This is a genomic window from Salinimicrobium tongyeongense (assembly GCF_026109735.1).
Classification (GTDB): domain Bacteria; phylum Bacteroidota; class Bacteroidia; order Flavobacteriales; family Flavobacteriaceae; genus Salinimicrobium; species Salinimicrobium tongyeongense.
Window position 1 is genome coordinate 1848516 of the sequence record NZ_CP069620.1, and the last position, 24255, is coordinate 1872770.

Below are 24255 nucleotides of genomic sequence, written 5' to 3' on the forward strand. Positions count from 1 at the left end.
AGGTACAACATGTTTTTGTTAGAAGATAAGACTTACTTATGGTTATTGATAGGCATCCCGGTCATTGTGCTGCTGTATGCCATGGTCATCTTTTGGCAAAAAAGGACACAGCGCAAATTTGCCGATAAGGAGTTGCTGGACAGGCTGAGCCCCAACCGCTCTACCGGAAAGCAGGTGCTAAAAATAGTACTGCTGTGCCTTGCTATCGCCAGTTTGGTAATTGCGCTGGTGAACCCGCAGTTTGGCACAAAATTGGAAACTGTGAAAAGGGAAGGTGTAGATGTAGTTTTTGCCATAGATGTGTCAAAAAGTATGCTGGCCGAAGACATTGCGCCCAACAGGCTTGAGAAATCGAAGCAACTGGTAACCCAGATCATAAATAACCTGGCCAGTGACCGGGTGGGGATCATCGCCTATGCCGGGAGTGCATTTCCGCAGTTGCCCATCACCACAGATTATGCTGCGGCAAAAATGTTCCTGCAAAACATGAATACAGATATGCTTTCTTCGCAGGGAACTGCCATTAGGGAAGCGATTGAGCTGGCAAAGACCTACTTTAATGATGACGAGCAAACCAATAGAGTTTTGTTCCTTATTAGTGACGGCGAAGATCATGAAGGGAATATTGAAGAAATTGCTGCTGAAGCTGCCCGCCAGGGAATAAGGATAGTGACTATTGGGGTGGGAACACCCAAAGGGGGCCCAATTCCCGTCAGGCGCAACGGAGTGGTTCAGAATTATAAAAAAAACAATCAGGGGGAGACGGTGATCACCCGGCTTGAGCAGGAAACCCTGAAGGAAATAGCTTCCGAAGCAAACGGAAGATATATAGACGGCAGTAACACGGCGCAGGTAGTTGAAGAGGTGACAGAGATCCTTCAAAATATGGATAAGAAAGAGTTTGAGTCCCAGCAAATCGCAGAATACAAAAGCCAGTTCCAGTGGTTTTTGGGACTGGGGTTACTTTTCCTGTTGCTGGACATTCTTTTACTTGAGCGACAAACCTCCTGGTTAAAAAGGCTAAATTTGTTTAACGAAAAAAGAAGCTGATGATGATGAAAACATACCTGCCAAAAACGCTGTTTTTGGGCCTGCTTTTTTCTTTTCCTTTTATTGCAGGCGCACAGGAAGATACTAAAGCAGCAGCCAAAGCTGCCCGGAAATACATGCAGGAAGCCGAAGCTGCTTTAGCCGATAACGACCCGGCAACGGCCGAGGCTTATTATCGTAAGGCCATAGCAAAAGACCCGGCTAATGCCGAAGCAAAATATAATTTAGGAAATCTTTACTACAATAAGGAGGTTACGAGTCAGGCACTTGAGCGGCATCGTTCGGCGGCCAGCACAGCCAAAGAAAAGCCTCTGAAGCACGACGCTTTTCACAACCAGGGCAACGCTTATATGAAGCAGAAGAAATACAGCGAGGCGGTTGAGGCTTACAAGCAGTCGCTGCGCAACAACCCTGAAGACGATGAGACCCGCTATAATTTAGCCCTGGCTAAAAAGATGCTCGAGGAAGAGCAAAAGCAGGGTGGCGGTGGCGACAGCAAGGAAAAAGATCAACAAGACCAGCAAAAGCAAGACGATAAACAGGAGCAGCAGGACGGCGAAGGCGAGAAAGAGCAAAATGAAGATGGCCAGCCCGATGATAAAGCAGGTGGCGACAAGAAAGAAGATGAAAATAAGGAAGGCGAGCAAAAGAAAGATAAAGCAGGCCAGCCCGATGATAAAGAGCAGAAAAAAGAGGAGCAGCCAAAAGAAGGCGAGCAGCCTAAACAGCCACAACAGCGGCCGGGCCAGCTTTCACCGCAACAGGTAAAGAACTTGCTCGAAGCCATGGGAAATGAAGAAAAGAAAGTTCAGGAAAGGATAAATGCCAAAAAGGCAAAAGGTGTTCCTGTACAAACAGAAAAAGACTGGTAGTCACATGATGAAACACAAACTGGTACTTTTAATGATGTTACTTGCCTCAGGCCTTGCCATTGGGCAGGTGCAGTTTGAGGCTAAGGTAAGCAAAGACAAGCTGGGGGTAAATGAGCGCCTTAGGGTAGATTTTGAGATGAACCAGGACGGCGACAATTTTAATCCGCCCCCGTTCACCAATTTTACCGTGGTGGGAGGTCCCAACCAGGCAGTGAGCAACAGCTGGATAAACGGCAAAAGGACTTATTCCAAAACCTACAGTTATTTTCTTGCCCCAAAGAGCCGGGGAAATTTTACCATTGGACAGGCAGAGATCACCATTGACGGCAATATTTATAAAACCACGCCCGTACAGGTGGAGGTAACCGCTGCCGTAGACCAGCCTACCGATGGGGAGAATTCAGAATACATAGCTTCAGAGAACATCCACCTGGTGGCAGAAATCTCCAATACCAATCCGTATCTCAACGAAGCCATTACCGTAGTTTACAAACTTTACGTAAGCCCCCGTATTAACGTGAGCGACTGGCGGCAGCTTGACAGCCCCAAGTTTAGTGACTTTTGGAGCCAGAATATCGATATTAGAAGACTTCAGGTTGAAAACGGCACTTATGAAGGTGAACCTTATCGCTTTGTGGTGCTTCGGAAAACGGTACTTTACCCACAAAAGACCGGGAAACTCAATATTGAGCCGCTTACACTGAATATTTCAGTAGAAGTTCCGGGCAACCGAAGGGATATCTTCGGAAACAGGTTTTATGAAACCGTTGACAAAGTAGTGGCCGCAGGCAACAGGGTGATCAATGTGAAGCCCCTGCCGCAGGAAGGCCGCCCAGCCGATTTTACAGGTGCAGTGGGTAAAAACCTGGACCTCGAAGTTTCCACCGATAAAAATGCCCTAAGGGCTACCGAATCTTTACAGGCCACTGTAAAGGTGACAGGGCAGGGGAATTTAAAGCTGTTTGATCTTCCGCCTTTAACCGTGCCTGCCTCAATGGAGAAGTACGAGCCGGAATACATTGAAAATGTAAATACCACGATCAACGGGATGCAGGGAAGCATTGCCAATCAATATACCCTTGTGCCACAGGCCAAAGGCAAGGTTCCCATTCCGCCGGTGAGCTTCAGTTATTTTGATCTTAACACCCAATCATATAAAACCCTTACTTCAGAAGAGATCCTGCTCGATGTTGAGGCAGCGCCGGCAGGAAGCCGAGCCAGGCCGGGCAGTAACGAGGCTGCGGTAGCGCAACAGGTGCCAGCTGCGACAAACCAATTCAGGTACATAAAGCTCAATACTTCTCTAAAAACTGTTGGAGAGGCACCATTTATGGGATCGGCTTTGTTCTGGACGTTGTTTTTGAGTCCGTTGCTTTTCATTCCGCTGGTAATTCTCTTCGGAAAAAAGAGACAGGCAAAAGCGGGAGACGTGCGGGGTAACCGAATTAGAAAAGCCGACCGGCTGGCCCGTAAATATCTGTCGGAAGCTAAAAAGAACCTGGGTGACCAAACCAAGTTCTATGAATCTTTGGAAAGGGCGCTGCACAATTATTTAAAGGCAAAGCTGCACATACAAACCAGCGAAATGAGCAAGGAGCGCATTAAGGAACTGCTGGAGAGTAAAGGAGCCAACGCCGGTACGGTAGCCGATTTCAACGAGCTGCTTAGAAGCTGCGAATTTGCCCGTTACACCCCGGCATCAAATGTGGCCATGCAGCAGGATTATGATAAGGCAGTACGTGTAATTTCAGAATTGGATAAACAAGTATGAAAAAGCTGATCTTTTTACTGGCCCTGTGTTTCAGTTTCATGGCAAGCGCACAAAATGCGCAGGTTTTTAAAGCTGCCAATGAGGCTTATGCCGCAGGGAATTACGAGGAAGCCATTGCGCAATATGAACAGATCCTGGAAAGCGGACAAACTTCGGCAGCATTGCACTACAATCTGGGAAATAGCTACTACAAACTGAACCGGGTTGCGCCGAGTATTTACCACTACGAAAAAGCATTGCGGTTGGAGCCCGGGGATGAAGATGTGCAAAATAATCTGGGCTTTGCCAGGAATATGGCCATTGACGCCATTGGCGAGGAAGAACAAACCGGCTTTAGAGGCATTTTTGAGACCTCTACGGCGGCATTCTCTGCTTCGGGCTGGGGCTGGGTCGCTATTTTTTGTATGCTTGTTTTTGTAGTCTTTTTCCTGGTGTATTATTTCAGTAGTAGAACCTTTACGAAACGTTTGCTGTTTATTGGTTCCATGTTATTTCTGCTGATGGCAATATCTTCAGTAATAGTGGCTGTGACCAAAGAAAGCTATAGTGAGGAGGGCGAATATGCGATTGTTTTTTCTGAAGAAGTGGAGATAAAGAACGAGCCGTCACCACGTGCCGATGATGCCTTCCTGCTGCACGAAGGGGCTAAAGTGAAGATCACTGAAGATTTCCAGGATTGGGTAGAGATTCGATTGCCTAACGGGAGTACGGGATGGCTGGAAGAAAACCATCTTAGGAGGTTGTAACTCAGCTTCCGGTCACTTCGGGAAAATGAATTAATAACAAAAAAATAACTAAAAATATGCCTTTTTTGATGTATGTAGGGCATTTCAGATTACAATTAAATTTGCAACACCTCTCAAAAATGCTATTTTTGTAAGCTTTGAAAAAGGTTGCATACATATTATCCTTTATTTTCCTCAGCTTTATTGCAGGGCCTACTACCATCGCTCTTATAGATGATTCTGTAGATGTTTCTTACGCCTTTACTGCAAATGAGGAAGAAAATTCTTCAAAGAACCTGGCTTCTTTTGAATCTGTGATTGAAGACATTTATTCAAACCACGCCAGTATCGAGTATCTTAAATCTCACCAGAAGGAAAATTATTCCTACAAGAAAAACTATCACCAGGTGTACCTGGAGGTGATTTCCCCCCCGCCCAAGAACATATAATTATATCCGTTTTTAAGGTTCGCAACAGGTGGCTGCATTCTCGTGGCCCAGGCACTGTATTGCCCTTTTTGGGCAGTTTGGCAGAACCTTCTTTTTTATCAAGTTTTAATAACCAGTTGCAGGAGCAAAAGAAGTTCCTGTGAGTAAACGTATATATTTTATGTTCAAGCAACTCAAAAGTGATTTGCCGGCAAGTGTTGTAGTATTTTTTGTCGCCTTGCCACTTTGTTTAGGTATCGCCTTAGCCAGTGGCGCGCCATTATTTTCAGGATTAATAGCCGGGATTGTCGGCGGAATTGTGGTTGGGGCCATAAGTGGTTCCAATGTGGGGGTGAGCGGCCCCGCTGCCGGGCTGGCTGCGATCGTACTGGCCGCAATTGCCAGCCTTGGAAGTTACCAGGATTTTCTTTTAGCCGTGGTTTTGGCGGGAGCTATGCAGATCTTGTTTGGTGTTCTAAGGGCCGGGATCATTGGGTATTATTTCCCATCATCGGTAATTAAAGGAATGTTGACCGGTATCGGGATCATCATTATCATCAAACAGATCCCGCACTTCTTTGGATATGACGGCAATATTGGGGATATTTATTCTCTTGAAGGAATAGGAAATGCTTTTAATAGTATAAGTGTGGGAGCCACTTTAATTGCTTTAATAGGAATGGGAATCCTGGTTTTGTGGGATTCGGTGCTTACCAAAAAAAGCAAAATTTTCAGGCTTATTCAGGGGCCGCTGGTGGCAGTAGTTGTGGGGATTGTTTTTTTCCTGTTAACCCGCGATTCGGCGATGTTTGCCATAGATGAAAAGTTCCTGGTAAATGTGCCGGTGCCCGATAGCTTTGATTCCTTTATAGGGCAGTTCACTTTTCCGTCTTTCAAACTGATTGGAAGTGCAGAGATTTGGGTCACTGCTTTTACCATAGCACTTGTTGCCAGTTTGGAGACCCTGCTTTGTGTAGAAGCTACAGATAAGCTTGACCCTCATAAGAGAACCACACCTACCAACAGGGAACTTTTTGCCCAGGGAACCGGAAATTTGATCTCAGGGTTTATTGGAGGCCTGCCCATTACGCAGGTAATTGTAAGAAGTTCTGCCAACATACAGTCGGGTGGGCAAACAAAACTTTCTGCCATCCTTCATGGGTTTTTACTGCTTATTTCGGTAATCATCATTCCCACGATCCTGAATTATATCCCGCTGTCGGTACTTGCGGCCGTATTGTTTCTTGTAGGCTATAAACTTGCAAAGCCACAGCTTTTTGTACAAATGTACAAGGCCGGGTGGAAACAATTTGTACCGTTCATGGTCACTGTAGTGGGAATTATTTTTGGAGACCTGCTGGTAGGCATCGCCATGGGGTTACTGGTTGGTATTTGTGTGATCCTTATCAAGAGCTACCAGAATTCTTACTTCCTGCACAAAGAAGATGTAGAAAACGGGCAAAAGACCGTAAAGATGAGGCTGGCCGAAGAAGTTACCTTTATCAACAAGGGGGCAATTATAAAAGAACTCAACAGGCTCGAAGAAAATTCAAATCTCATTATGGATGTGAGCAAAACTCACTATCTTGATAGTGATATTATAGAAATACTTGATGACTTCAGGATCAAGGCCGAAGAGAAAAATATTAACATTAAAATTATTTCTCAAAGAGGTACGGTAGATAACCCTCCGAGTTATCAGCAGTTCTTTATGAGGCCAAAAACAGCTTAAAACAAACTAAATTCAAATAAAATATGCCTGCTAAAACAGGTAAATCTAAAACACTAAATAAAAAAACAAAATGGCTAAATTTTTTGATCATCTGCTAGAGAATAATAAAGAATGGGTACAACAGGAGCTGAATAAAGATCCTGAATTTTTTAAAAGGCTCGAAAATGGGCAGCAGCCCCCGCTTCTTTGGATAGGTTGTGCAGATAGCCGGGTGCCGGCCAACCAGATTATTGGGGCGCAGCCCGGGGAAGTCTTTGTTCACCGGAACATTGCAAATATGGTTATACACAGCGATATGAACATGTTAAGTGTGCTGGATTATGCTGTGAACCACTTAAAGGTAAGGCACGTAATGGTTGTGGGGCACTATGGCTGTGGAGGTGTGCAGGCTGCAATGAAGAACCAGTCAATTGGGCTTATAGACAACTGGATTCGTCACATCAAAGATGTGTACCGCGTGCACAAAGAAACCCTTGACAATATTGCCGATGAAAAAGAGCGTTTTGACAGGTTTGTAGAACTGAACGTGGTGGAGCAGGTTTATGACCTGGCTAAGACCACTATTGTTCAAAATGCGTGGAACAACAATCAGGACCTGTTCCTGCATGGCGTGGTGTATGGAGTAGGATCGGGAATTATTAAGGATCTGGGCGTAAACATCAGCAACAATTCTGAACTTGATGAAGTTTACCAGCTAAACTTCTAATATAGCTTTCAAAAAGGGGATTTTTCAGGGATTATTTTGGAGTTGTTTCAGCTTCCGAAGAAGTCTCAAAAAGATCCCCTTCTTTTATTTTCTCAATTATTGTAGGCAAAATAGCCGGAGCCAAAACCCGTACCGGGTCATAGAGCACAGATTCTTCTTTTGTGGCTTCTTCGGCATCAAAGACTTCAAAGCCGTCTACGAACATCATAAAAACACTTGCCAAAAATGCCATTTTCAACACGCCTAAAGCTGCACCGGCCAATCTGTTAATCACCCCCAGGGCCACCATGTGCACCATTTTTGTGAGGAAACTCCCGGCGAGAGAAATAATTAGGGCTACCATAAAAAAGGTTAGGGCAAAAGATAGGATACTCAGGTATTTTACATCCCAGTCTATAAAAGAAGCCAGGAAAATATAGGTGTTGCCCGAAAAATGAATGGCGGCATATATTCCTAAAATAAGAGACAATAAGGCTGCAAGTTCGGCAAAGAAACCTTTGAAGAGCCCTCTTACGAGCCCTAAAAGCAGAAAAATGCTAAGCAGCAGGTCCAGGATATTCATATTCCCAAAGATAGCAATTTCCGGTTCTTAGTAATTATCTTTGCGGCATGTCTAGAGATGAACAATTAAAACAACGCTGGGCCGAGGTGGAAAACAAATTGTCAAAGCAATTTGCAGACGGTGAAAAACTCGAGCTCGATGCCATAATATATATAATCGGGCTCCAGGAACTGGGGCAGCTACACCGGAAATTCAAAAAAGATCACAAGCTCGATCTTATGCACATCGCGATCTGCCGACTTCTGGAACCCTACGGGTACTATGAATTCGAATATTTTGATGATGAAGGCTGGCCTCATTATAAGGTAGTGGAAAACCTGCCGACTTTAAAAGCCGGGGAGCAGGCTGTGCTTATGAAAGAAGCTATAGTGCAGTATTTTTTGGAAAAAGAGTATATTGAGTAGGAAAAGGAAGAATCAAGAACCAAGAGCCAGGACTTGATTATTCCACTGAAGTAATAAAAATGATCAGGTTTTTTTATATCATAGTGGCATTAGGATTTCTTGCAATTGTTTATGCCTACATTTTTGATTCGAAATTAGCGGGAGTATCCACCGAAATCTTCTTATTGATATTTTCTGTTCTGGGTTTTATCGTATTAATTCTGGATTACAGGAATAAGAAAAGAAAGCAGACAAAAGGTTAATGAAGTAGTTCCCGAGGGAACAATGCATTTAAGTTTCTTATTCAGGGAAATCACATCCCATTTACTTTTCATAAATTTGCGCTTCCTAAAGACAAGGAACCATGACAGAAACCATTAAGGAACATATCTCTGAAATTGAAGCCTTCACGGCAAATACCAAAGAAGAAGTTGAAAATTTCCGTATAAAATACCTTGGCAAAAAAGGCATTTTGAACGGGTATTTTGCCGAATTCAAAGCGGTACCCAATGAGGAGAAAAAAGCATTTGGGCAGGCGGTGAATGAGCTGAAGGATGCAGCTGCCAGTAAAGTTCAGAAATTAAAAGAGGAGCTGGAGGGCCGCGAAGAGGAGAAAGGGGTCTATGGAGACCTTACCCGTCCCGGCGAGCCGGTTGAAATTGGTGCCCGCCATCCTATTTCCATTGTAAAGAACCAGATCATCGAGATCTTTTCCAGCATTGGCTTTAATGTTTCTGAAGGGCCCGAAATGGAAGATGACTGGCATAATTTTACTGCGTTAAACCTTCCCGAGTACCACCCGGCAAGGGATATGCAGGATACTTTCTTTATCCAGACAAACCCCGATGTGCTGTTGCGCACGCACACTTCTTCGGTACAGGTGCGGTATATGGAGAACAACACCCCGCCAATAAGAACAATCTCTCCCGGAAGGGTTTTCAGAAATGAAGCGATTTCGGCAAGATCACACTGTATCTTTCACCAGGTAGAGGGCTTGTATGTAGATAAAAATGTGTCGTTTGCAGATTTAAAGCAAACTTTGTTGTACTTTACAAAGCAGTTGTTCGGAAAGTCGAAGATAAGGTTACGGCCTTCTTATTTTCCGTTTACAGAGCCAAGTGCAGAGGTTGATATCTACTGGGGCCTTGAAACCGAAACCGATTACCGCATCACAAAAGGTACGGGCTGGCTGGAAATCATGGGCTGCGGGATGGTAGATCCTAACGTGCTTCGCAACTGTAACATAGAGCCTTCAGAATATTCGGGTTTTGCATTTGGAATGGGAATAGAAAGAATTGCCATGCTGCTTTACCAAATTGGGGATATTCGAATGTTCTATGAAAACGACATGAGATTTCTGGAACAGTTTAAATCGTCTATATGAAAACTACAGGCCTGGTATTTATTGGGATCATCGCCATTGCGATCATCATTCTTTTAGTAGCCATTGAGATCATTGAATTTACCATAGGGGCAATCCTGCTGGGAGTTGCTGCTTTAGTAATATGGGGCTTGTACCGCTGGGCCAAAAGCAAAATTGATCGTTAGTGAAAAAGGATATTGATATCCCCCAGGTTAAAGATGTTTTTGTTGCTGCCGTTCGCGAAAAGCATGAAGAATACGGCAGCCTTGACTGGAATGCTTACCTGATTAACGACCGTGCCGAAGCTATTGAAGGCGTGCTAATCGTTTCAAAAGGCTACGACGGAACAAAGGAAACTTCAACCATGAGGCACAGTATCACCACTTTGCCCCCAAAGTCTTTTGCTAAAGTGGAATTTTTGCAGGATGACGTGTTGCAGCTGAACAATGAATTCTCAGTTTCTTTTTTTGCTGAAGGAAAGATGTTTCACAAGAAATTTGTCTTCAGGAAGAACAGCATTAACGAAAAAGCACTGCAAGACCTCCCGGTAATGCCAAAGAAAGGCGTGCTGCTTAAGTAGTTAATCCAAGATTACTTACTGGTTAATTGGAGGGAATAAATTCAAAAGACCTGCGAGGTTTCTAAAACCTCGCAGGTCTCAGTATCAATCCAGTTTCTCTGCTAATTTCTTGAATACCTTTTTGGGTTCCTTCCCCTGGTATAGAATTCCGTAAACGGCGTTAATAATGGGAGTTTTGGCCCCTGTTTCCTGCACTATTTTAAAAGCGCTGTCTGTAGCGTAATAACCTTCGGCTACCATGCTCATTTCCATTTGGGCGCTCTTTACCGTATAGCCTTTCCCAATCATATTCCCAAACATCCTGTTTCGGCTAAAGGTAGAATATCCCGTTACCAGGAGGTCGCCCAGGTAGGCAGAGTCATTGATGTTTCGTTTCATCTTATGCACCTTTTTGATGAATTTCTTCATCTCCCTAATGGCGTTGCTCATTAAAACACTCTGGAAGTTATCACCGTAACCCAGGCCGTGGGCAATTCCGGCGGCAATGGCGTAAATATTCTTGAGCATGGCCGCATACTCGGTCCCCACAATATCATCACTGGTCTTGCAGGTGATGTAATCGCTGCTAAGGTGTTTGGCTACAAGTTTTGCCTTCTCTTCATCAGAACAGGCAATGGTGAGGTAAGAAAGACGCTCCAGCGCCACTTCTTCTGCGTGGCATGGTCCTGTGATCACGCCAATATTCTCGTAAGGAATGTTGTAGGTCTTGTGGAAATGTTCGCCTACAATAAGGCTGGTTTCGGGCACTATACCTTTAATTGCTGAAAAAATGATCTTCTCCTGCAGAGATTCGGTGAGATGGTCGAGTTCCCGCTTCAGAAAAGCCGAGGGTATTGCGAAGATAAGCACATCTGCCCGTCTAACGGCCTCGTTTATGTCACTTGTAAGATAGAGTTGGGAATTGTCAAATTCAACCGAACTTAAATAATTTGGGTTATGGTCCTGCTTTTTGATATGTTCAATGGCATATACACTGCGCATGTACCAGGTAACCTCGTCAAGGTTCTCACAAAGCATTTTTACATTAGCTGTAGCCCAGCTCCCTCCGCCTATAACGGCAAATTTCGGCGATTTCTCCATAGAACGGTAATTGTGTCTCCAAAAATAAGCAAAATAAAGGGCTTGATAAGAATAGCCGTAGCAAAGAATAGCTTAAAAAGCTGAGGATAGCCTCTAAAACTTTAACATTTTGAGCCTGTTAATGATGTACTATTAAGACCTTAACTGCGTTATGGAATAAGAAAGATTATAATAAAAGAAGAGTTTTCTTTTTTGGTTGGTTAGTTAGTGAGGATTGCCTCCGGGAGCTAAAGCTTGGGAGGCAATTTTTTTTAACGGTAAAAGCCCATTTGGTCTATATACTTCCAGACGCTGGGAGGTAATAAAGGTCGAACATCTTTTCCTTCTTTGATGGCTTTTCTTATAAAGGTGGAAGAAATCTCCACTCTTGGAGCATCGGTAAGTGTGATTCCAGGATGCTCCAGCAAGTCGGGGTGATTTTCTCCTTCAGAATATCTCGGGTACACCAGGATATCGTGTCTTTCTAGAATGACCTCATAATTCTTCCACTTCGGAAAGCTCTTCAGGTTATCTTCGCCCATGATCAGCACGAAATCGTAATTTGGATATTTTTCTTCCAGGTGCGCCAGCGTGTACACCGTGTAATTGGGTTGCGGAAGGTTGAATTCTATATCGCTGGGCTTAATGTTAGAGTATTCTTCACACAGCTGCCACACCATTTCAAAGCGGTGATGGTTATTTAAAAGGCTGCTTTTCTTTTTGAACGGGTTGTGCGGGGTCACTACCATCCAGACCTCGTCTAGCTTTGAATACTGCAGCAGGTGATTGGCCAGGATGAGGTGCCCTACGTGTACCGGGTTAAAAGTGCCAAAAAATAAACCTATTCTTTTTTTCACTTTTTTGGGGCTTTAGCAGCCCCCACAAAATCAGATACCAGAGTGTAGGCCTCTTCAAGGGCTGTATTGAGGTCATTGTTGATTATAATATGATCAAACTGGGGCGCAGTGGCCAGTTCAATAGAGGCTTTTGCCACCCTCATGCTAATCTTGTCGGCCGATTCGGTTTTGCGCTTCTTCAGGCGTATTTTTAGCTCTTCAATACTGGGGGGTTTCACAAAAACGGCCAGGGTTTTTTCAGGGTAAATATTCTTAATATCCAGCCCGCCAACCACATCGATGTCAAAAATGACATTTTTGCCATGCGACCAAATGCGTTCTACTTCGCTCTTAAGCGTTCCGTAGAAGTTATCGCGATAGACTTCTTCCCATTCAAGGAATTCTTCGTTCTTGATCTTATTTTTGAATTCTTTCAGGTCTAAAAAATAGTAATCTTTAGCGTGCACTTCTGTGCCCCTTGGTGCCCGCGAGGTTGCAGAAATAGAGAATTCCAGGTTTAGTTCTTCCTGGGCAAGCAGGTATTTTACGATAGTGGTCTTTCCCGATCCCGATGGTGCCGAAAAGACGATTAATTTCCCATCTGCCATTAGAGTACGTTTAAAAGTTGTTCTTTGATCTTTTCCAGTTCGTCTTTCATTTGCACCACCAGCTGCTGCATGGGAGCATAATTTGATTTACTGCCAATGGTATTGATCTCACGGCCCATTTCCTGCGAGATGAACCCGAGTTTTTTTCCGTTGGAATCTAATGACCCAAGCGTTTTCTGAAAGTAGTCCATATGATTTTCAAGCCTTACTTTTTCTTCGGTAATGTCGAATTTTTCAATGTAGAAGATCAACTCCTGCTCAAAGCGGTTCTGGTCAACATTTTCTTTGAGTTCGGCTACTCCTTTTTGCAGGCGTTCTCTCACGCCGGCAATCCTTTCGGGATCCATGGCAATTACTTTTTGCAACAGCTGCTGAATGTTTCCGGCTCTTTGCTCAAGTTCGTCTTCGAGCACCTTCCCTTCAGCCGACCTAAAATCGTTGATCTCCCTAAGGGCTTGGTCAACAGCTTCTTCTATGGCTTTGAATTCATTCTCGTCAATTTCTTCTCTTTCAGTCTTAAAGGCATCGGGCATGCGCACTGCCATTTGGAGCAGGTCAACATCTGAGGCCGGGTAAATCTCCCGCAATTGATTCATGTATTTCTTCACTGCAGCCGTATTTACGGCCGAGCTGGTTTCTTCTCCCGTAACTTCAACATAAACCGAAAAATCAACTTTTCCGCGGGTGAGTTCGCGTGAAATTTTATTGCGCAGCTGCAACTCCTTTTCCCTGTACTGGGATGGGATGCGGGCATTTAAATCTAAATTCTTGCTGTTGAGGGATTTGATCTCTACGGTGATCTTTTTGGAAGGCAGCTGTAAAACGCTTTTCCCAAAACCGGTCATTGACTGAATCATAGGGTGATTTTATTGATGCACAAAGATAAACAAATTCAAGGCGGCACAAAGAAAAGTGGCTAGAGACGGCAATTGATGAATTGATAGGCGCGTTCTTCATTATAGGTTTCGGGTTTGTTTTGCATAAAACCTACATGCCCGCCATACTCGGGGGTTTCCAGGTAGAGGTGATCGCTTTCTCTGGCAATTTCAAAAGGATAGCATTCAGGAGACAAAAAGCCGTCATTCTTAGCATTGATAAGCAGTGTGGGCAGCTTGATGTGTTGTAAAAACCGGCGGGAGCTGTTCTTGTGATAGTAATCTAGTGCATTTTCAAAATCGTGCGCCCGGCTGGTGTACAGGTCGTCAATGTCGAGCAGGCTGTCGCAGGCTTTGATCTCTTCTTTGGAAAGTTGATCGGGGAAGTTCTTTGCGCGCAGCAGTAAATGATTTTGCAGTTTGATCTTGAACCGCTGGGCATACACGAAATTTTCACGCTTTTGAAGTTGTTTTAAACTTCCGTGGAGATCACAGGGCACCGAGACCATGACAGCTGCTTTTAACTGCTTCGGAATTTCCCTTTCTTCGCCAAGGTATTTCAGCATTAAATTCCCGCCCAGGCTAAAGCCGTTAAAGGCCATTGTTGCATACCTGTTCTTTTTCAGAATATGTTCCACAACTTCCTGAAGGTCATTGGTGGCCCCGGCGTGGTACGACCTAAAGTGGCGGTTAATCTCGCCGCTGCAGCCTCTAAGGTTCACTGCGGCCACATCCCAGCCTCTCTGAGTGAAATATTTGGCCAGGCCGGTCACATAAGGGCGCTTTGCACTGCCTTCAAGCCCGTGGATCACGATAAGCACCTTTCCTGAATTTTCTTCGGAAAAGCTCCAGTCCAGGTCTAGAAAATCCCCGTCCTGCAGTTCCATCCGCTCCCGCTCCTGTGCAACCGGTGCCCGTCTAATCATGGCCGAATACACTGTAGAAACATGGTAATTCCTGAAGATCATGGGTGGGCGATATGTGCTTTCTACTATTGGCATCGGGCTGTGCAGGGTTTGAAGACTGTAAATGAAAGAAAAATTTGTTATGCACGCATAGCATAAATTTGTAATTTTATCTCAAAATTAGAAAAATGTACAAGAAGAGTTTTGAAATAAGATGGAGTGATATTGATGCCAACCGGCATTTGGCAAACACTGCCTATATAAATTTTATGAGCCACACCCGAATGGGTTTCCTTATGGAAAATGGTTTTGGGCAAAAAGAAATGGCACAGCACAACCTGGGCCCGGTGGTTTTTTATGAGCATATCTCATACTTCAAAGAAGTTTTTGCAGGAAAGCCTGTAACTGTGACCTTACAGCTAAAAGGCCTGTCGGAAGACGGGATGTACTTTGAGTTCATCCATGATTTTTACGATCACAAAGGCAGGAACTTTGCCAGCTGTGAAATGATGGGCGGCTGGATAGATCTAAAAGAGCGCAAGTTAACAGGTCTCCCAAAAGAACTGTTTGACAATATTAACCACCTTTCCCATACCGAAGATTTCAAGATCCTTACCCGTGAAGACACCAGGAAGTACGGCAAGAAGCCAAAAGATATAGACCCGGCTATGCTGCAGGCTTAGGCCTGGGTTTTCGGGTAACCATATAGACCCCTGCAAAAACGAGAAGCGCCGCCACTATTTTGAGCAAATTCAGGGAATCGGCCCCGGTTGATACCGCATAGATAATCGCGATGAGGGGCTGTAAATACACAAATGCACTTATGGTGGAGGCGCTCAATTGCCTAAGCGCGTAAACATTGAGGAGGTAGGTGAGAAAAGTAGTTCCCACTACAACAAAACTCATCCCTAAAATGGCTTCGATGGGCAGGCTGCTCCATTCCACCTGAATGAATTCCTTCAGGGTGAATGGCAAATTGATGATCACCGCCATTGTAAAAAGCCATTTCATCAATGTGAAAGGGTGATACCTGCCGGTAAGCGGCTTTACCAAAATGAGATAAAGTCCGTAAGAAGTGGCATTTACGAGCACCAGGAAATTCCCCAGCGGGATATTACTGGCGTTCCTTACTTCGCTACTGCTAAACAGGATGAGGCCCAGCGCTCCCGCCAGTCCTGTTATGATCCCAATAGTCTTTAGCAGGGTTATCTTTTCTTTGATGAGAATGGCAGCCAAAACCAGCACAATAATTGGTGTGATGGTAGTGATCACCGAACTGTTGATGGGCGTGGTGAGGTTAAGGCCTTTGAAGAAGAACAGCATGTTTATGCACATCCCCAGAATAGAGCAACCCAGCAGGCGCGGCCAGTCACTGGTAGCAATTTTCTCTTTTGGCCCTAAGGGGCTAATTAACCAGAAAAGAATGGCGGCTCCCGTTACCCGCAGCAGGATGAACCCAAATGGCTGAATGTAAACCGGCATCAAAGCTTTGGCTACCGTATGGTTAATGCCATAAATAGTGCCTGCGCCAATGGCTGCGAGAATTGCCAGCAGCCTCTTATTCACTTAACGCTGCTTTTGCGGCAGAGACTTCTTTTTTAGAATTGCCAATAAAGATTTTTTGCCCGTTAATAACAACCGGCCGTTTAAGAAATGTATAATGCTCTAAAAGGAGGTTTTTGTAATCTTCTTCAGAGAGTTGTTTGTTCTTTAAATCCCGTTCTTTATAGAGTTTTGCCCGTTTGTTAAAAAGGGCTTCATAAGTGCCTGCCCTGTGTTTTAATTCCTGAAGCTGGTCTAAAGTAAGCGGTTCCTTCTTCACGTCCTGCAGTTCATAATCGGCAGGCGGGTCGAGTTCTTTTAGTATCCTTTTGCAGGTATCGCAGGTAGACAGGTAATAGATTTTCTTCATGGGGTAAAATTATTCAATCTTCATGAAAGGCACCACTTCTTTCAGCGGAATTTCCATCATGATATCCCCGGCAGCGTAGGGCGCAATCTCATAAGAGTTGTAGATCAGGATCACCTTTTCTTCGGAAAAGCCAATATTCTCGGGCAGGCTGAAGGTTTCATTTTCAAACCAGAAACCTGTACTGTTAATGTTTTCAGCTTCAGGGATCTCCTGTTCCTGCCTAAACCTTTGCTCTACGAATGAAGTAAAATCCTCTTCAAAAATGTCATTTTTGGAAAGTAATTTCCCGGTAGTGGGATCCATGTTCAAAAAGGTAAGGGTTTTATAGCCGTGGGCGCCGCCGCTAAAAATTTCAGTGACTATTCCAATAGAGATCAAACTGTCGGTGTGCAGATATACTTTTTGATCTACGTAAGCTTCCCATGGTGGTTCTTCGGAAAAATTCCTCGCAGCTTCGCGATAGTCGCTCAGGAATTTTTCGGCCAGTTCTTCGAGACTCGAAATATTCGGGTTTTTCTGGGTAGAGACCAGGCCAATGGTGTGTTCATCAAGCCTTCGGTTTATGCTTTCAGAAACTTCCGAAGCACCCCTTGCCCTCACCACGTCTAACGCGATGACAGAACAATCGTAATCGGCCGTGTCGCAGTTTTTCCCCGCCTTTCTCACCAGGCTCTCCTTCTGAAAGCTTAAAGGAGCTAAATTTCCTGCCGATTTTTCTTCTTCTTTGTCTTGCTTACACCCTGTAAATACCAGTGCCAGGAATACCAGGGCAAATAATTTGCGGAACATAAATTCTTGATGTTAAACTGATCTGAAAGGTACGGGCTATTTTGGGAAAGCCCAAGGTCAATGCTACCTTTGTGTCTTAAATAAAATGTAAAAATGAAGTTTAACACCAAAACCATTCATGGGGGCCAGGAGAACATAGACCCGGCTTACGGCTCGGTGATGCCACCCATTTACCAGACAAGCACTTACAAGCAGGACACTCCTGGAGGCCATAAAGGTTTTGAGTATTCCCGAAGCGGCAATCCCACCCGAGCGGCACTCGAGAGATCTCTTGCCAGTCTTGAAAATGGCAATTTCGGACTCGCTTTTGGCTCGGGTCTAGCCGCTATAGATGCCGTGTTAAAACTCTTTGGTCCCGGTGATGAGATCATTTCTACCAATGATCTGTATGGAGGTTCATACCGGCTTTTTACAGGGATTTTTGAAAAGCTGGGTATTAAATTCCGCTTTGTAAGCATGCAAAATCCCGCAGGTATCGAGCAGTATATTAATGAGAATACCAAAATGATCTGGGTGGAAACTCCTACCAACCCAATGATGAATATCATTGACATTGAAGCCATGGCCGGTCTTGCCAAAAAGCACAGGCTGTTGCTGGCGGTAGACAATACTTTTGCCACGCCATATTTGCAGCAGCCACTAGATTTGGGTGCCGATATTGTGATGCACAGCGCCACCAAATATTTGGGGGTCATAGTGACGTGATTATGGGGAGCCTGGTGGTGAAAGATCAGGAACTTGCCAAAAAATTGTATTTTATACAGAATGCCAGCGGGGCGGTGTGTGGCCCGCAGGACAGTTTTCTGGTGCTGCGCGGCATCAAGACCCTGCACCTGCGCATGCAGCGGCATTGTGAGAACGGGGAAGCAGTTGCAAGGTTTCTGAAAACACATCCAAAAGTTGAAAATGTGTACTGGCCCGGTTTTGAAGACCACCCCAACCACGAGATTGCCAAAAAACAGATGCGTGGTTTTGGCGGAATGGTTTCTTTTACCACTGCTGAAGGAACTATAGATAGTGCCGTTAGATTCGTCGAAAAACTGAAGGTTTTCACGCTGGGCGAATCTTTGGGCGGGGTAGAATCACTTGCAGGTCATCCCGCCACCATGACCCATGCTTCTATTCCGAAGGAAGAACGGGAAAAAACAGGGGTGGTAGATGCTATGGTTCGGCTAAGCGTGGGAGTTGAAGATGAAGAAGATCTCATCAACGACCTGAAGCAGGCTTTAGAATAAGTACTCCAAAAATGCCATTTTTGAGGAGGCTTCGGAAGAACTTCCGGGACTTCTTAATTTTTAAACAAGATTAGGCGAAAGCAATCAAGGGAAATAAAAGTAATTGAACTGGGTTAAAATAAGATAGCAAGAGATTTTTTCTCACATCTCACATCTCATGTCTAATGTCTCACGTCTAATATCTCAAGGCTCATCAAAAATTCAGATAATAAATATACCCGAAGTTTAACCAGAACATCATGTCGTTAAACTTGTTCTGTGGGTTGTCGTGGTCCAGCCCATCCAGCCAGTCGGTGTCGTAATACCGCCACTGCATGTTCATCACGAGGTCGCTGGACACTCCCAGCTTGTAACGAAATCCGCCGCCTGCCACCACGCTCCAGGTAGAGCCTGCTTCCTGGCTTACATAGCCGTCAAATGTAGGGAAGATGTGCTCTTCGAGCGGCCCTAAAGTAGAATAAGTATGAGGGTCAAAACCTACAAAGTTGAAGCCAAGGCTCACATAAGGGGCAATGGGATATGCAAAGGCCGTATAGTCTCTAATGCTCAGGGGATAGTATTCTAAATGTGCGCCTACCTCATAAACCTGTGCTTTTCCAATCATGGCGCGCAGCTGTTCACCGCCGGTGCTTTCCTTTTGAGCCAATGGCCCATAATGATTAAGCTCACCTTCGTGGTAATCTACTTCGGCCCTAACTCTAAAATGATCGTTAAAATAACTGTAGCGGGCATAGCAGTCACAATCGGCGCGGTAAGCAAAATTGAGGTAGTAAACCAGGCCTATCCCCAAGCCAACGTTTGAGGAATTGGTCTCTAGATTCCACCGCAGGCCGTAATCGGTGAAGTAGGCTACCGGTCCCGCCACTATTCCTATCTCCTGGCCCACCAATCCAACCTGTGCCGAAGCGGCCCCTTTTCCGAAGAAAAAAAAGAGCAACCCCAGCATTAAAGATTTGAAAATCTTGGCCATATAGAAATTTCCGCTACGGGCAAATATATAAAAACATCTTAAGGAAAATTGGAATTACGGGGCTTTCAGAAAATGATTAATTATAAAGGAATAACAAAAATTTCAAGGCTAAAATTTGCAGATAATGTATATTTGCAACGAATCGTATAAAACGTTTTCGTTAATGTAATTTTAGCCAAAACCATGGAACAAAATGTAAAAGAATTTCTAGATAGCGTTTCAAAAAGGAATACCAATGAACCCGAGTTTTTACAGGCGGTTCATGAGGTTGCTGAAACTGTTATCCCATTCATTGAAAAGAATAAAAAATATCAAAATAAAAAGTTACTCGAACGTATGGTCGAGCCCGAGCGCGTGATCATGTTTCGCGTGCCGTGGATTGATGACAACGGCGAGGTACAGGTGAACCGCGGTTTCAGGATACAGATGAACTCTGCTATCGGGCCTTACAAAGGCGGGCTTCGTTTTCACCCTTCCGTAAACCTGTCTATCCTTAAATTCCTCGCTTTTGAGCAGGTGTTTAAAAACAGCCTTACCACGCTGCCCATGGGCGGTGGGAAAGGAGGGTCAGATTTTGATCCTAAAGGGAAGTCAGACAATGAGGTGATGAAATTCTGCCAGAGCTTTATGACAGAGCTACAACGCCACATTGGTGCCGATACCGATGTGCCTGCGGGCGACATTGGAGTAGGTGGGCGTGAAGTTGGTTATTTGTACGGCCAGTACAAAAGGCTTCGCAACGAATTTACCGGCGTGCTTACCGGGAAAGGCCTTTCTTACGGCGGTTCTTTGATTCGCCCCGAAGCCACAGGTTACGGAAACGTATACTTTGCCGAAAATATGCTGAAGACCAAAGAAGACACCATTAAAGGTAAGACCATAGTGGTTTCCGGTTCAGGGAACGTGGCCCAGTATGCTGCTGAAAAGGCTACCCAGCTGGGTGGAAAAGTAGTGACCATGTCCGATTCTTCAGGATATATCTACGACAGCACCGGGATTGATGCAGGTAAACTCGCGTACATCCAGGATCTTAAAAATGTGAAAAGAGGCAGGATCAAAGAATACCTCAACGAATATCCAGATGCCGAATACTTTGAAGGTGAGACTCCGTGGCATGTGAAGTGTGATATCGCGCTGCCATGTGCCACCCAGAACGAGCTGCACGAAGATGATGCCCGCGCCCTTGTGAGCAACGGCTGTATCCTTGTGGGTGAAGGTGCCAACATGCCCTGTACCCCCGAAGCTATTGCCGTGTTCCAGGAAGCGAAGATCCTCTTCTCTCCCGGAAAGGCTTCAAACGCCGGTGGGGTTGCCACTTCGGGGCTTGAGATGTCTCAAAACTCCCTGAGGTATAACTGGACTTCCGAAGAGGTAGATTCAAAACTTAAACAAATCATGAACGATATTCACGCCCAGTGTGTGAAATTTGGTACAGATGAAAACGGTTATGTAGACTACGTGAAAGGAGCCAACATCGCCGGATTCGTAAAAGTAGCCGATGCCATGCTTGCGCAGGGAGTTGTGTAAACTTTTGCTGAAATAAATTCTGAAAAGGCCGCTTTGTGCGGCTTTTTCTTTTTTTAGCTTACATTTATTACTTCTGAAAAATTCTTTTTTGAAAATGTCTTTTTTGAGCCTTACAGGATGAAATAATTCCTCCCGAAAATGCCATTTTTGAAGAGCTTTTCAGCTGAAAGACCAGTTATTACATGTTGATCACCACCAAAGCAATTGTTTTTAGTGCCTTAAAGTACGGGGAAGCCGATCTTATTGTGAAATGCTTTACCCTGCAAAGCGGTTTAAAGACTTACCTGCTTCGGGGGGTGCTAAAGTCTAAAAAGGGCAAAATTAAAGCCTCGCTTTTTCAGCCGCTCACCCGGCTTGAGGTCGTGGCCAGCCACAAAGACAAAGGCACGCTGGAGTACATGAAAGAAGCCAAATTGGCTAAAGCTTATCAAAGCCTGCATACCAATATGCTAAAGTCCAGCGTCGTGATGTTTCTTGCTGAAGTGCTCAAAAATGCCGTAAAAGAGGAAGAAGCAAATCCTGAGCTCTACAATTTTCTCGATACAAGCCTCGAATGGTTTGATACTCATGGCCCGGCAGTAAATTTCCACCTGCTCTTCCTGTTGAAGCTTAGCCGTTACCTGGGCTTTTACCCCGATGATTCTCAGTGCGATGCCCCGGTTTTTAATCTTGTAGACGGCACTTTCCAGGAGGTGGAGACCAACCCCGACTGTATCAACGATGAGAATGTGGGCCTTTTGCAGCGGCTCTTAGGCACAGACTTTGATGAACTTTCTGCCATTAAACTTAACCAAACCACCCGTTCGGGATTTTTACTAATGCTCTTGAAATATTACGAAATTCACCTTCAGGGTTTTCATAAGCCAAAGTCTCTTGCGGTATTGAACGAAATCTATTCCTAATGAGATTTTACATCAGTTTAGCCCTGTTTTTTCTGCTTTTTACTGTTAGTTCGGCCCAGGAAATTCAGGTGCTTGATAAGGAGACCGGCGAGCCTGTTTTTAACGTGGCGGTCTTTAATAAAGATAAGTCAAAACACCTGCTTACCGGCTTTAATGGAGAAGCCAGTCTTTCAGGGTTTTCTTATAACGAGGTGATTTTCTTCAGGCATGTTTCTCATTCAAATTTTCATGCTACCAAGCGGCAGATCCTTCAGCAGGAAGGAAAAGTGTATCTGGCATCTACTAAAAATGAGCTTTCAGAAGTAGTGCTTTCGGTATCAAGGTTTGAGCAGAACAAAGGAATGGTGCCGCAAAAGGTGGTCACCATTAATCAAAAAGATATACTTACATCGGCTCCGCAAACTTCGGCCGATTTGCTCGAGAGCACCGGGCAGGTGTACGTGCAGAAGAGTCAGTTAGGCGGCGGCAGCCCCATGATTAGAGGTTTTGCGACCAACAGGTTATTGATTACTGTAGACGGCGTGCGTATGAATACCGCCATTTTTAGGGGTGGAAATGTACAGAATGTGATCTCTATAGATCCTCTCTCCATAGAAAGAGCCGAAGTGGTTCTTGGCCCCGGATCTTTGGTTTTTGGGAGCGACGCCATTGGAGGGGTAATTAATTTTCTAACACTTTCTCCTGCGTTTTCTGTGGCGAAGGGAGGGAATTTTTCGGGTCGTGCCTACACCCGCTATGCTACTGCCAATGAAGAAAAAACCGGGCACCTCAATTTGTCATACGGCACTAAAAAGTGGGCTTTTTTAAGCAGTGCTTCCTATTCAGATTTCGGGGATATGCGCATGGGAAGCCATGGCCCCGAAGAATACCTGCGGCCCGATTATGTGGTGAGGCGAAACGGACAGGATCTCATGGTAGAAAATGACAACCCGAAGGTGCAAAAACCCACGGGTTATAACCAGCTGAATTTGCTTCAGAAAATAAGGTTCAAACCTAACGAAGAATACAATTTTTCCCTCGGGATGATCTACTCCACAACTTCCGATTATCCGCGATACGACCGGCTTTACCGCAAACGAAACGGGGTTTTGAGGGCTGCCGATTGGTACTATGGCCCCCAGGAATGGCTGCAGACCAATTTTCAGCTAAACAAGGCCGGAAACGGCAAGATCTATAACGATGCCAAATTGACCGCGGCTTATCAGTACTTTGAAGAGAGCCGAAATGACCGTGCTTTTGGGGACGATATTTTTTACCACACCCAGGAAGAAGTCGATGCCTATTCTCTAAACCTTGATTTTGAGAAGGATTTTGCTTCTACCACCCTTTCTTACGGGGCAGAATATGTGTACAACAAAGTAGGGTCTAAAGGAAGTGAAAAGAACATCATCACCGGAGAGTGGGCTGCCGGTACTTCACGATATCCCGATGATGCCAGCTGGCAGTCTTTGGCGGCTTACGGGAATTTACAGTGGGAGCTGGCTCCTTCCCTTAACCTGCAAACCGGCGCGAGGTATAATTACATTCTGCTTGATGCCGAATTTGATGAGGAGATTTACGACTTTCCCTTCTCAGATGCCAATTTGCGCACCGGTGCCTTAACCGGAAGTGCCGGATTAAACTGGCAGCAAAATGACATTTTTGGATGGCAATTCAACCTTTCTACCGGTTTTAGATCGCCCAACATTGATGACGTGGGGAAGATCTTTGATTCAGCCCCCGGGCTTGTGGTTGTTCCAAATCCCGATCTTGAACCCGAAAAAGCTTACAATGCCGAGCTAGGCTTAAGACTGAATTTTGAGCATGTGGTAAAGCTGGAACTTGCCGGATATTACACCCTCTTGGAAGATGCCCTGGTGCGGCGGGATTTTGACCTGAATGGGGAGACCAGCATCGAATATCACGGAGAGCCCAGCCGGGTTCAGGCTATACAAAACGCTGCCCGTGCCCATGTTTACGGTTTTGAGGCCGGGGCAAAAATCAGGTTTAGCCAACAGCTCAAAATAGAGAGTCAATTGAGCATTACCGAAGGAGAAGAAGAGCAGGATGACGGCACAACCGCGCCTTTGCGGCATGCGGCACCACTCTTTGGAAATGCGCACCTTGTTTGGGAGAACGACAGGCTTAGGTTTGACCTTTTTGGCGAGTACAACGGCGAGATTAGTGCCTCTGAGCTGGCGCCTTTAGAAAAGGACAAAGACTACCTTTACGCGATAAATGAAAATGGTGACCCCTACTCTCCTGAATGGTACACGCTTAACTTCAGCTCGCAATATCAGCTGGGCAAAATGTGGCTGGTCACTGCCAGCCTTGAAAATATTACCGATCAACGCTACCGCACGTACTCATCGGGAGTGGCGGCTGCCGGCCGCAACCTTATCCTCGCGCTGCAGTACTCCTTCTAGTGTAAACTTCAGATTATAAATATTTTATAGCTGATAAAAATCAGGGTGTTTTCAGGTTTT

At 45.0% G+C, this 24255-nt stretch carries 25 protein-coding genes and 1 pseudogene; 16 read left to right on the top strand and 10 right to left on the bottom strand.

The window, feature by feature from the left end; translation table 11 throughout:
• The first annotated feature begins 9 nt into the window (after positions 1-9).
• The 7 genes from JRG66_RS08195 (at position 10) to can (ending at position 7284) form a co-directional block, all read left to right on the top strand.
• Entirely contained in the window at positions 10-1050 is a 1041-nt protein-coding gene (locus JRG66_RS08195; protein WP_265162282.1) for a vWA domain-containing protein, read from the top strand.
• Entirely contained in the window at positions 1050-1922 is an 873-nt protein-coding gene (locus JRG66_RS08200; protein ID WP_265162283.1) for a tetratricopeptide repeat protein, read from the top strand. The genes JRG66_RS08195 and JRG66_RS08200 overlap by 1 nt, the downstream gene beginning before the upstream one ends.
• A gap of 7 nt (positions 1923-1929) precedes the next feature.
• A complete protein-coding gene (locus JRG66_RS08205; protein ID WP_265165422.1) occupies positions 1930-3693 on the top strand; it encodes a BatD family protein in 1764 nt (587 codons plus the stop codon).
• Positions 3690-4439 (top strand): SH3 domain-containing protein, encoded by a 750-nt coding sequence (locus JRG66_RS08210; RefSeq protein WP_265162284.1) that lies wholly within the window; start codon positions 3690-3692, stop codon positions 4437-4439. The genes JRG66_RS08205 and JRG66_RS08210 overlap by 4 nt, the downstream gene beginning before the upstream one ends.
• Before the next feature lie 137 nt (positions 4440-4576).
• Positions 4577-4867 carry a hypothetical protein gene (locus tag JRG66_RS08215; RefSeq protein ID WP_265162285.1) on the top strand — a complete coding sequence of 97 codons (291 nt, stop codon included), beginning with the start codon at positions 4577-4579 and terminating at the stop codon, positions 4865-4867.
• 160 nt (positions 4868-5027) lie between these two features.
• A complete protein-coding gene (locus JRG66_RS08220; RefSeq protein ID WP_265165423.1) occupies positions 5028-6578 on the top strand; it encodes a SulP family inorganic anion transporter in 1551 nt (516 codons plus the stop codon).
• Between the two features lie 70 nt (positions 6579-6648).
• Positions 6649-7284, top strand: coding sequence for a carbonate dehydratase (can, locus tag JRG66_RS08225; RefSeq protein ID WP_265162286.1), 636 nt, complete (start codon positions 6649-6651; stop codon positions 7282-7284).
• A gap of 31 nt (positions 7285-7315) precedes the next feature.
• On the opposite strand, the gene JRG66_RS08230 is transcribed toward can, so the two are convergent.
• Positions 7316-7846 (bottom strand): CvpA family protein, encoded by a 531-nt coding sequence (locus JRG66_RS08230; protein ID WP_265162287.1) that lies wholly within the window; start codon positions 7844-7846, stop codon positions 7316-7318.
• Positions 7847-7893: 47 nt separating this feature from the next.
• Here JRG66_RS08230 and JRG66_RS08235 point away from each other — a divergent pair, with 47 nt between their 5' ends.
• From JRG66_RS08235 to JRG66_RS08250, 4 genes are all read left to right on the top strand, one after another.
• Positions 7894-8250, top strand: coding sequence for a hypothetical protein (locus JRG66_RS08235; RefSeq protein ID WP_265162288.1), 357 nt, complete (start codon positions 7894-7896; stop codon positions 8248-8250).
• A 343-nt stretch (positions 8251-8593) separates the two neighbouring features.
• Positions 8594-9613: a phenylalanine--tRNA ligase subunit alpha gene (pheS, locus tag JRG66_RS08240; protein WP_265162289.1), complete on the top strand. Its 1020-nt coding sequence runs from the start codon at positions 8594-8596 to the stop codon at positions 9611-9613.
• Positions 9610-9777 (top strand): hypothetical protein, encoded by a 168-nt coding sequence (locus JRG66_RS08245; RefSeq protein ID WP_265162290.1) that lies wholly within the window; start codon positions 9610-9612, stop codon positions 9775-9777. The genes pheS and JRG66_RS08245 overlap by 4 nt, the downstream gene beginning before the upstream one ends.
• Complete coding sequence (locus tag JRG66_RS08250) at positions 9777-10172, top strand: hypothetical protein (protein ID WP_265162291.1); 396 nt, start codon at positions 9777-9779, stop codon at positions 10170-10172. Before JRG66_RS08245 ends, JRG66_RS08250 begins: the two co-directional genes overlap by 1 nt.
• A gap of 84 nt (positions 10173-10256) precedes the next feature.
• On the opposite strand, the gene JRG66_RS08255 is transcribed toward JRG66_RS08250, so the two are convergent.
• The 5 genes from JRG66_RS08255 to JRG66_RS08275 all read right to left on the bottom strand — a co-directional run bounded on the left by JRG66_RS08255 (position 10257) and on the right by JRG66_RS08275 (position 14551).
• The gene (locus JRG66_RS08255; protein ID WP_265162292.1) at positions 10257-11252 is read right to left on the bottom strand and encodes an NAD(P)H-dependent glycerol-3-phosphate dehydrogenase; all 996 of its coding nucleotides are present in this window, start codon (positions 11250-11252) and stop codon (positions 10257-10259) included.
• 251 nt (positions 11253-11503) lie between these two features.
• A complete protein-coding gene (gene nadD, locus JRG66_RS08260; RefSeq protein ID WP_265162293.1) occupies positions 11504-12088 on the bottom strand; it encodes a nicotinate (nicotinamide) nucleotide adenylyltransferase in 585 nt (194 codons plus the stop codon).
• Positions 12085-12675, bottom strand: a complete 591-nt coding sequence (gmk, locus tag JRG66_RS08265) for a guanylate kinase (RefSeq protein WP_265162294.1) — start codon at positions 12673-12675, stop codon at positions 12085-12087. The genes nadD and gmk overlap by 4 nt, the downstream gene beginning before the upstream one ends.
• A complete protein-coding gene (locus JRG66_RS08270; protein ID WP_265162295.1) occupies positions 12675-13532 on the bottom strand; it encodes a YicC/YloC family endoribonuclease in 858 nt (285 codons plus the stop codon). The genes gmk and JRG66_RS08270 overlap by 1 nt, the downstream gene beginning before the upstream one ends.
• Before the next feature lie 59 nt (positions 13533-13591).
• Positions 13592-14551, bottom strand: a complete 960-nt coding sequence (locus tag JRG66_RS08275; RefSeq protein ID WP_265162296.1) for a YheT family hydrolase — start codon at positions 14549-14551, stop codon at positions 13592-13594.
• Between the two features lie 92 nt (positions 14552-14643).
• On the opposite strand from JRG66_RS08275, the gene JRG66_RS08280 reads away from it, so the two are divergent.
• Positions 14644-15138, top strand: a complete 495-nt coding sequence (locus tag JRG66_RS08280; RefSeq protein ID WP_265162297.1) for an acyl-CoA thioesterase — start codon at positions 14644-14646, stop codon at positions 15136-15138.
• Here the strand turns inward: JRG66_RS08280 and JRG66_RS08285 are convergent.
• From JRG66_RS08285 to JRG66_RS08295, 3 genes are read right to left on the bottom strand one after another with little or no spacing between them, the layout of a single operon-like run.
• On the bottom strand, positions 15122-16021 hold the full coding sequence (locus JRG66_RS08285; RefSeq protein WP_265162298.1) for a DMT family transporter: 900 nt from the start codon (positions 16019-16021) through the stop codon (positions 15122-15124). The two genes, JRG66_RS08280 and JRG66_RS08285, sit on opposite strands and share 17 nt — an antisense overlap.
• Positions 16014-16367 carry an arsenate reductase family protein gene (locus JRG66_RS08290; protein WP_265162299.1) on the bottom strand — a complete coding sequence of 118 codons (354 nt, stop codon included), beginning with the start codon at positions 16365-16367 and terminating at the stop codon, positions 16014-16016. The genes JRG66_RS08285 and JRG66_RS08290 overlap by 8 nt, the downstream gene beginning before the upstream one ends.
• A gap of 9 nt (positions 16368-16376) precedes the next feature.
• Positions 16377-17156 carry a DUF3298 and DUF4163 domain-containing protein gene (locus JRG66_RS08295; RefSeq protein ID WP_265162300.1) on the bottom strand — a complete coding sequence of 260 codons (780 nt, stop codon included), beginning with the start codon at positions 17154-17156 and terminating at the stop codon, positions 16377-16379.
• A gap of 93 nt (positions 17157-17249) precedes the next feature.
• Here JRG66_RS08295 and JRG66_RS08300 point away from each other — a divergent pair.
• Positions 17250-18391 (top strand): annotated as a pseudogene (locus JRG66_RS08300) (cystathionine gamma-synthase).
• Between the two features lie 193 nt (positions 18392-18584).
• On the opposite strand, the gene JRG66_RS08305 reads toward JRG66_RS08300, so the two are convergent.
• Positions 18585-19361 carry a THC0290_0291 family protein gene (locus JRG66_RS08305; RefSeq protein WP_265162301.1) on the bottom strand — a complete coding sequence of 259 codons (777 nt, stop codon included), beginning with the start codon at positions 19359-19361 and terminating at the stop codon, positions 18585-18587.
• Between the two features lie 183 nt (positions 19362-19544).
• Here JRG66_RS08305 and gdhA point away from each other — a divergent pair, with 183 nt between their 5' ends.
• The 3 genes from gdhA (at position 19545) to JRG66_RS08320 (ending at position 24195) form a co-directional block, all read left to right on the top strand.
• A complete protein-coding gene (gdhA, locus tag JRG66_RS08310; protein WP_265162302.1) occupies positions 19545-20888 on the top strand; it encodes an NADP-specific glutamate dehydrogenase in 1344 nt (447 codons plus the stop codon).
• A 182-nt stretch (positions 20889-21070) separates the two neighbouring features.
• Positions 21071-21790, top strand: coding sequence for a DNA repair protein RecO (gene recO / locus JRG66_RS08315; RefSeq protein ID WP_265162303.1), 720 nt, complete (start codon positions 21071-21073; stop codon positions 21788-21790).
• A complete protein-coding gene (locus JRG66_RS08320; protein WP_265162304.1) occupies positions 21790-24195 on the top strand; it encodes a TonB-dependent receptor in 2406 nt (801 codons plus the stop codon). Before recO ends, JRG66_RS08320 begins: the two co-directional genes overlap by 1 nt.
• Positions 24196-24255: the final 60 nt, after the last annotated feature.

Bases quoted from the DNA above. Each gene is read 5' to 3' on its own strand.
- JRG66_RS08195 (WP_265162282.1), top strand. From the start codon at position 10: ATGTTTTTGTTAGAAGATAAGACTTACTTATGGTTATTGATAGGCATC.
- JRG66_RS08200 (WP_265162283.1), top strand. From the start codon at position 1,050: ATGATGATGAAAACATACCTGCCAAAAACGCTGTTTTTGGGCCTGCTT.
- JRG66_RS08205 (WP_265165422.1), top strand. From the start codon at position 1,930: ATGAAACACAAACTGGTACTTTTAATGATGTTACTTGCCTCAGGCCTT.
- JRG66_RS08210 (WP_265162284.1), top strand. From the start codon at position 3,690: ATGAAAAAGCTGATCTTTTTACTGGCCCTGTGTTTCAGTTTCATGGCA.
- JRG66_RS08220 (WP_265165423.1), top strand. From the start codon at position 5,028: ATGTTCAAGCAACTCAAAAGTGATTTGCCGGCAAGTGTTGTAGTATTT.
- can (WP_265162286.1), top strand. From the start codon at position 6,649: ATGGCTAAATTTTTTGATCATCTGCTAGAGAATAATAAAGAATGGGTA.
- JRG66_RS08230 (WP_265162287.1), bottom strand. From the start codon at position 7,846: ATGAATATCCTGGACCTGCTGCTTAGCATTTTTCTGCTTTTAGGGCTC.
- JRG66_RS08235 (WP_265162288.1), top strand. From the start codon at position 7,894: ATGTCTAGAGATGAACAATTAAAACAACGCTGGGCCGAGGTGGAAAAC.
- pheS (WP_265162289.1), top strand. From the start codon at position 8,594: ATGACAGAAACCATTAAGGAACATATCTCTGAAATTGAAGCCTTCACG.
- JRG66_RS08245 (WP_265162290.1), top strand. From the start codon at position 9,610: ATGAAAACTACAGGCCTGGTATTTATTGGGATCATCGCCATTGCGATC.
- JRG66_RS08255 (WP_265162292.1), bottom strand. From the start codon at position 11,252: ATGGAGAAATCGCCGAAATTTGCCGTTATAGGCGGAGGGAGCTGGGCT.
- gmk (WP_265162294.1), bottom strand. From the start codon at position 12,675: ATGGCAGATGGGAAATTAATCGTCTTTTCGGCACCATCGGGATCGGGA.
- JRG66_RS08270 (WP_265162295.1), bottom strand. From the start codon at position 13,532: ATGATTCAGTCAATGACCGGTTTTGGGAAAAGCGTTTTACAGCTGCCT.
- JRG66_RS08275 (WP_265162296.1), bottom strand. From the start codon at position 14,551: ATGCCAATAGTAGAAAGCACATATCGCCCACCCATGATCTTCAGGAAT.
- JRG66_RS08280 (WP_265162297.1), top strand. From the start codon at position 14,644: ATGTACAAGAAGAGTTTTGAAATAAGATGGAGTGATATTGATGCCAAC.
- JRG66_RS08290 (WP_265162299.1), bottom strand. From the start codon at position 16,367: ATGAAGAAAATCTATTACCTGTCTACCTGCGATACCTGCAAAAGGATA.
- JRG66_RS08295 (WP_265162300.1), bottom strand. From the start codon at position 17,156: ATGTTCCGCAAATTATTTGCCCTGGTATTCCTGGCACTGGTATTTACA.
- JRG66_RS08305 (WP_265162301.1), bottom strand. From the start codon at position 19,361: ATGGCCAAGATTTTCAAATCTTTAATGCTGGGGTTGCTCTTTTTTTTC.
- gdhA (WP_265162302.1), top strand. From the start codon at position 19,545: ATGGAACAAAATGTAAAAGAATTTCTAGATAGCGTTTCAAAAAGGAAT.
- recO (WP_265162303.1), top strand. From the start codon at position 21,071: ATGTTGATCACCACCAAAGCAATTGTTTTTAGTGCCTTAAAGTACGGG.
- JRG66_RS08320 (WP_265162304.1), top strand. From the start codon at position 21,790: ATGAGATTTTACATCAGTTTAGCCCTGTTTTTTCTGCTTTTTACTGTT.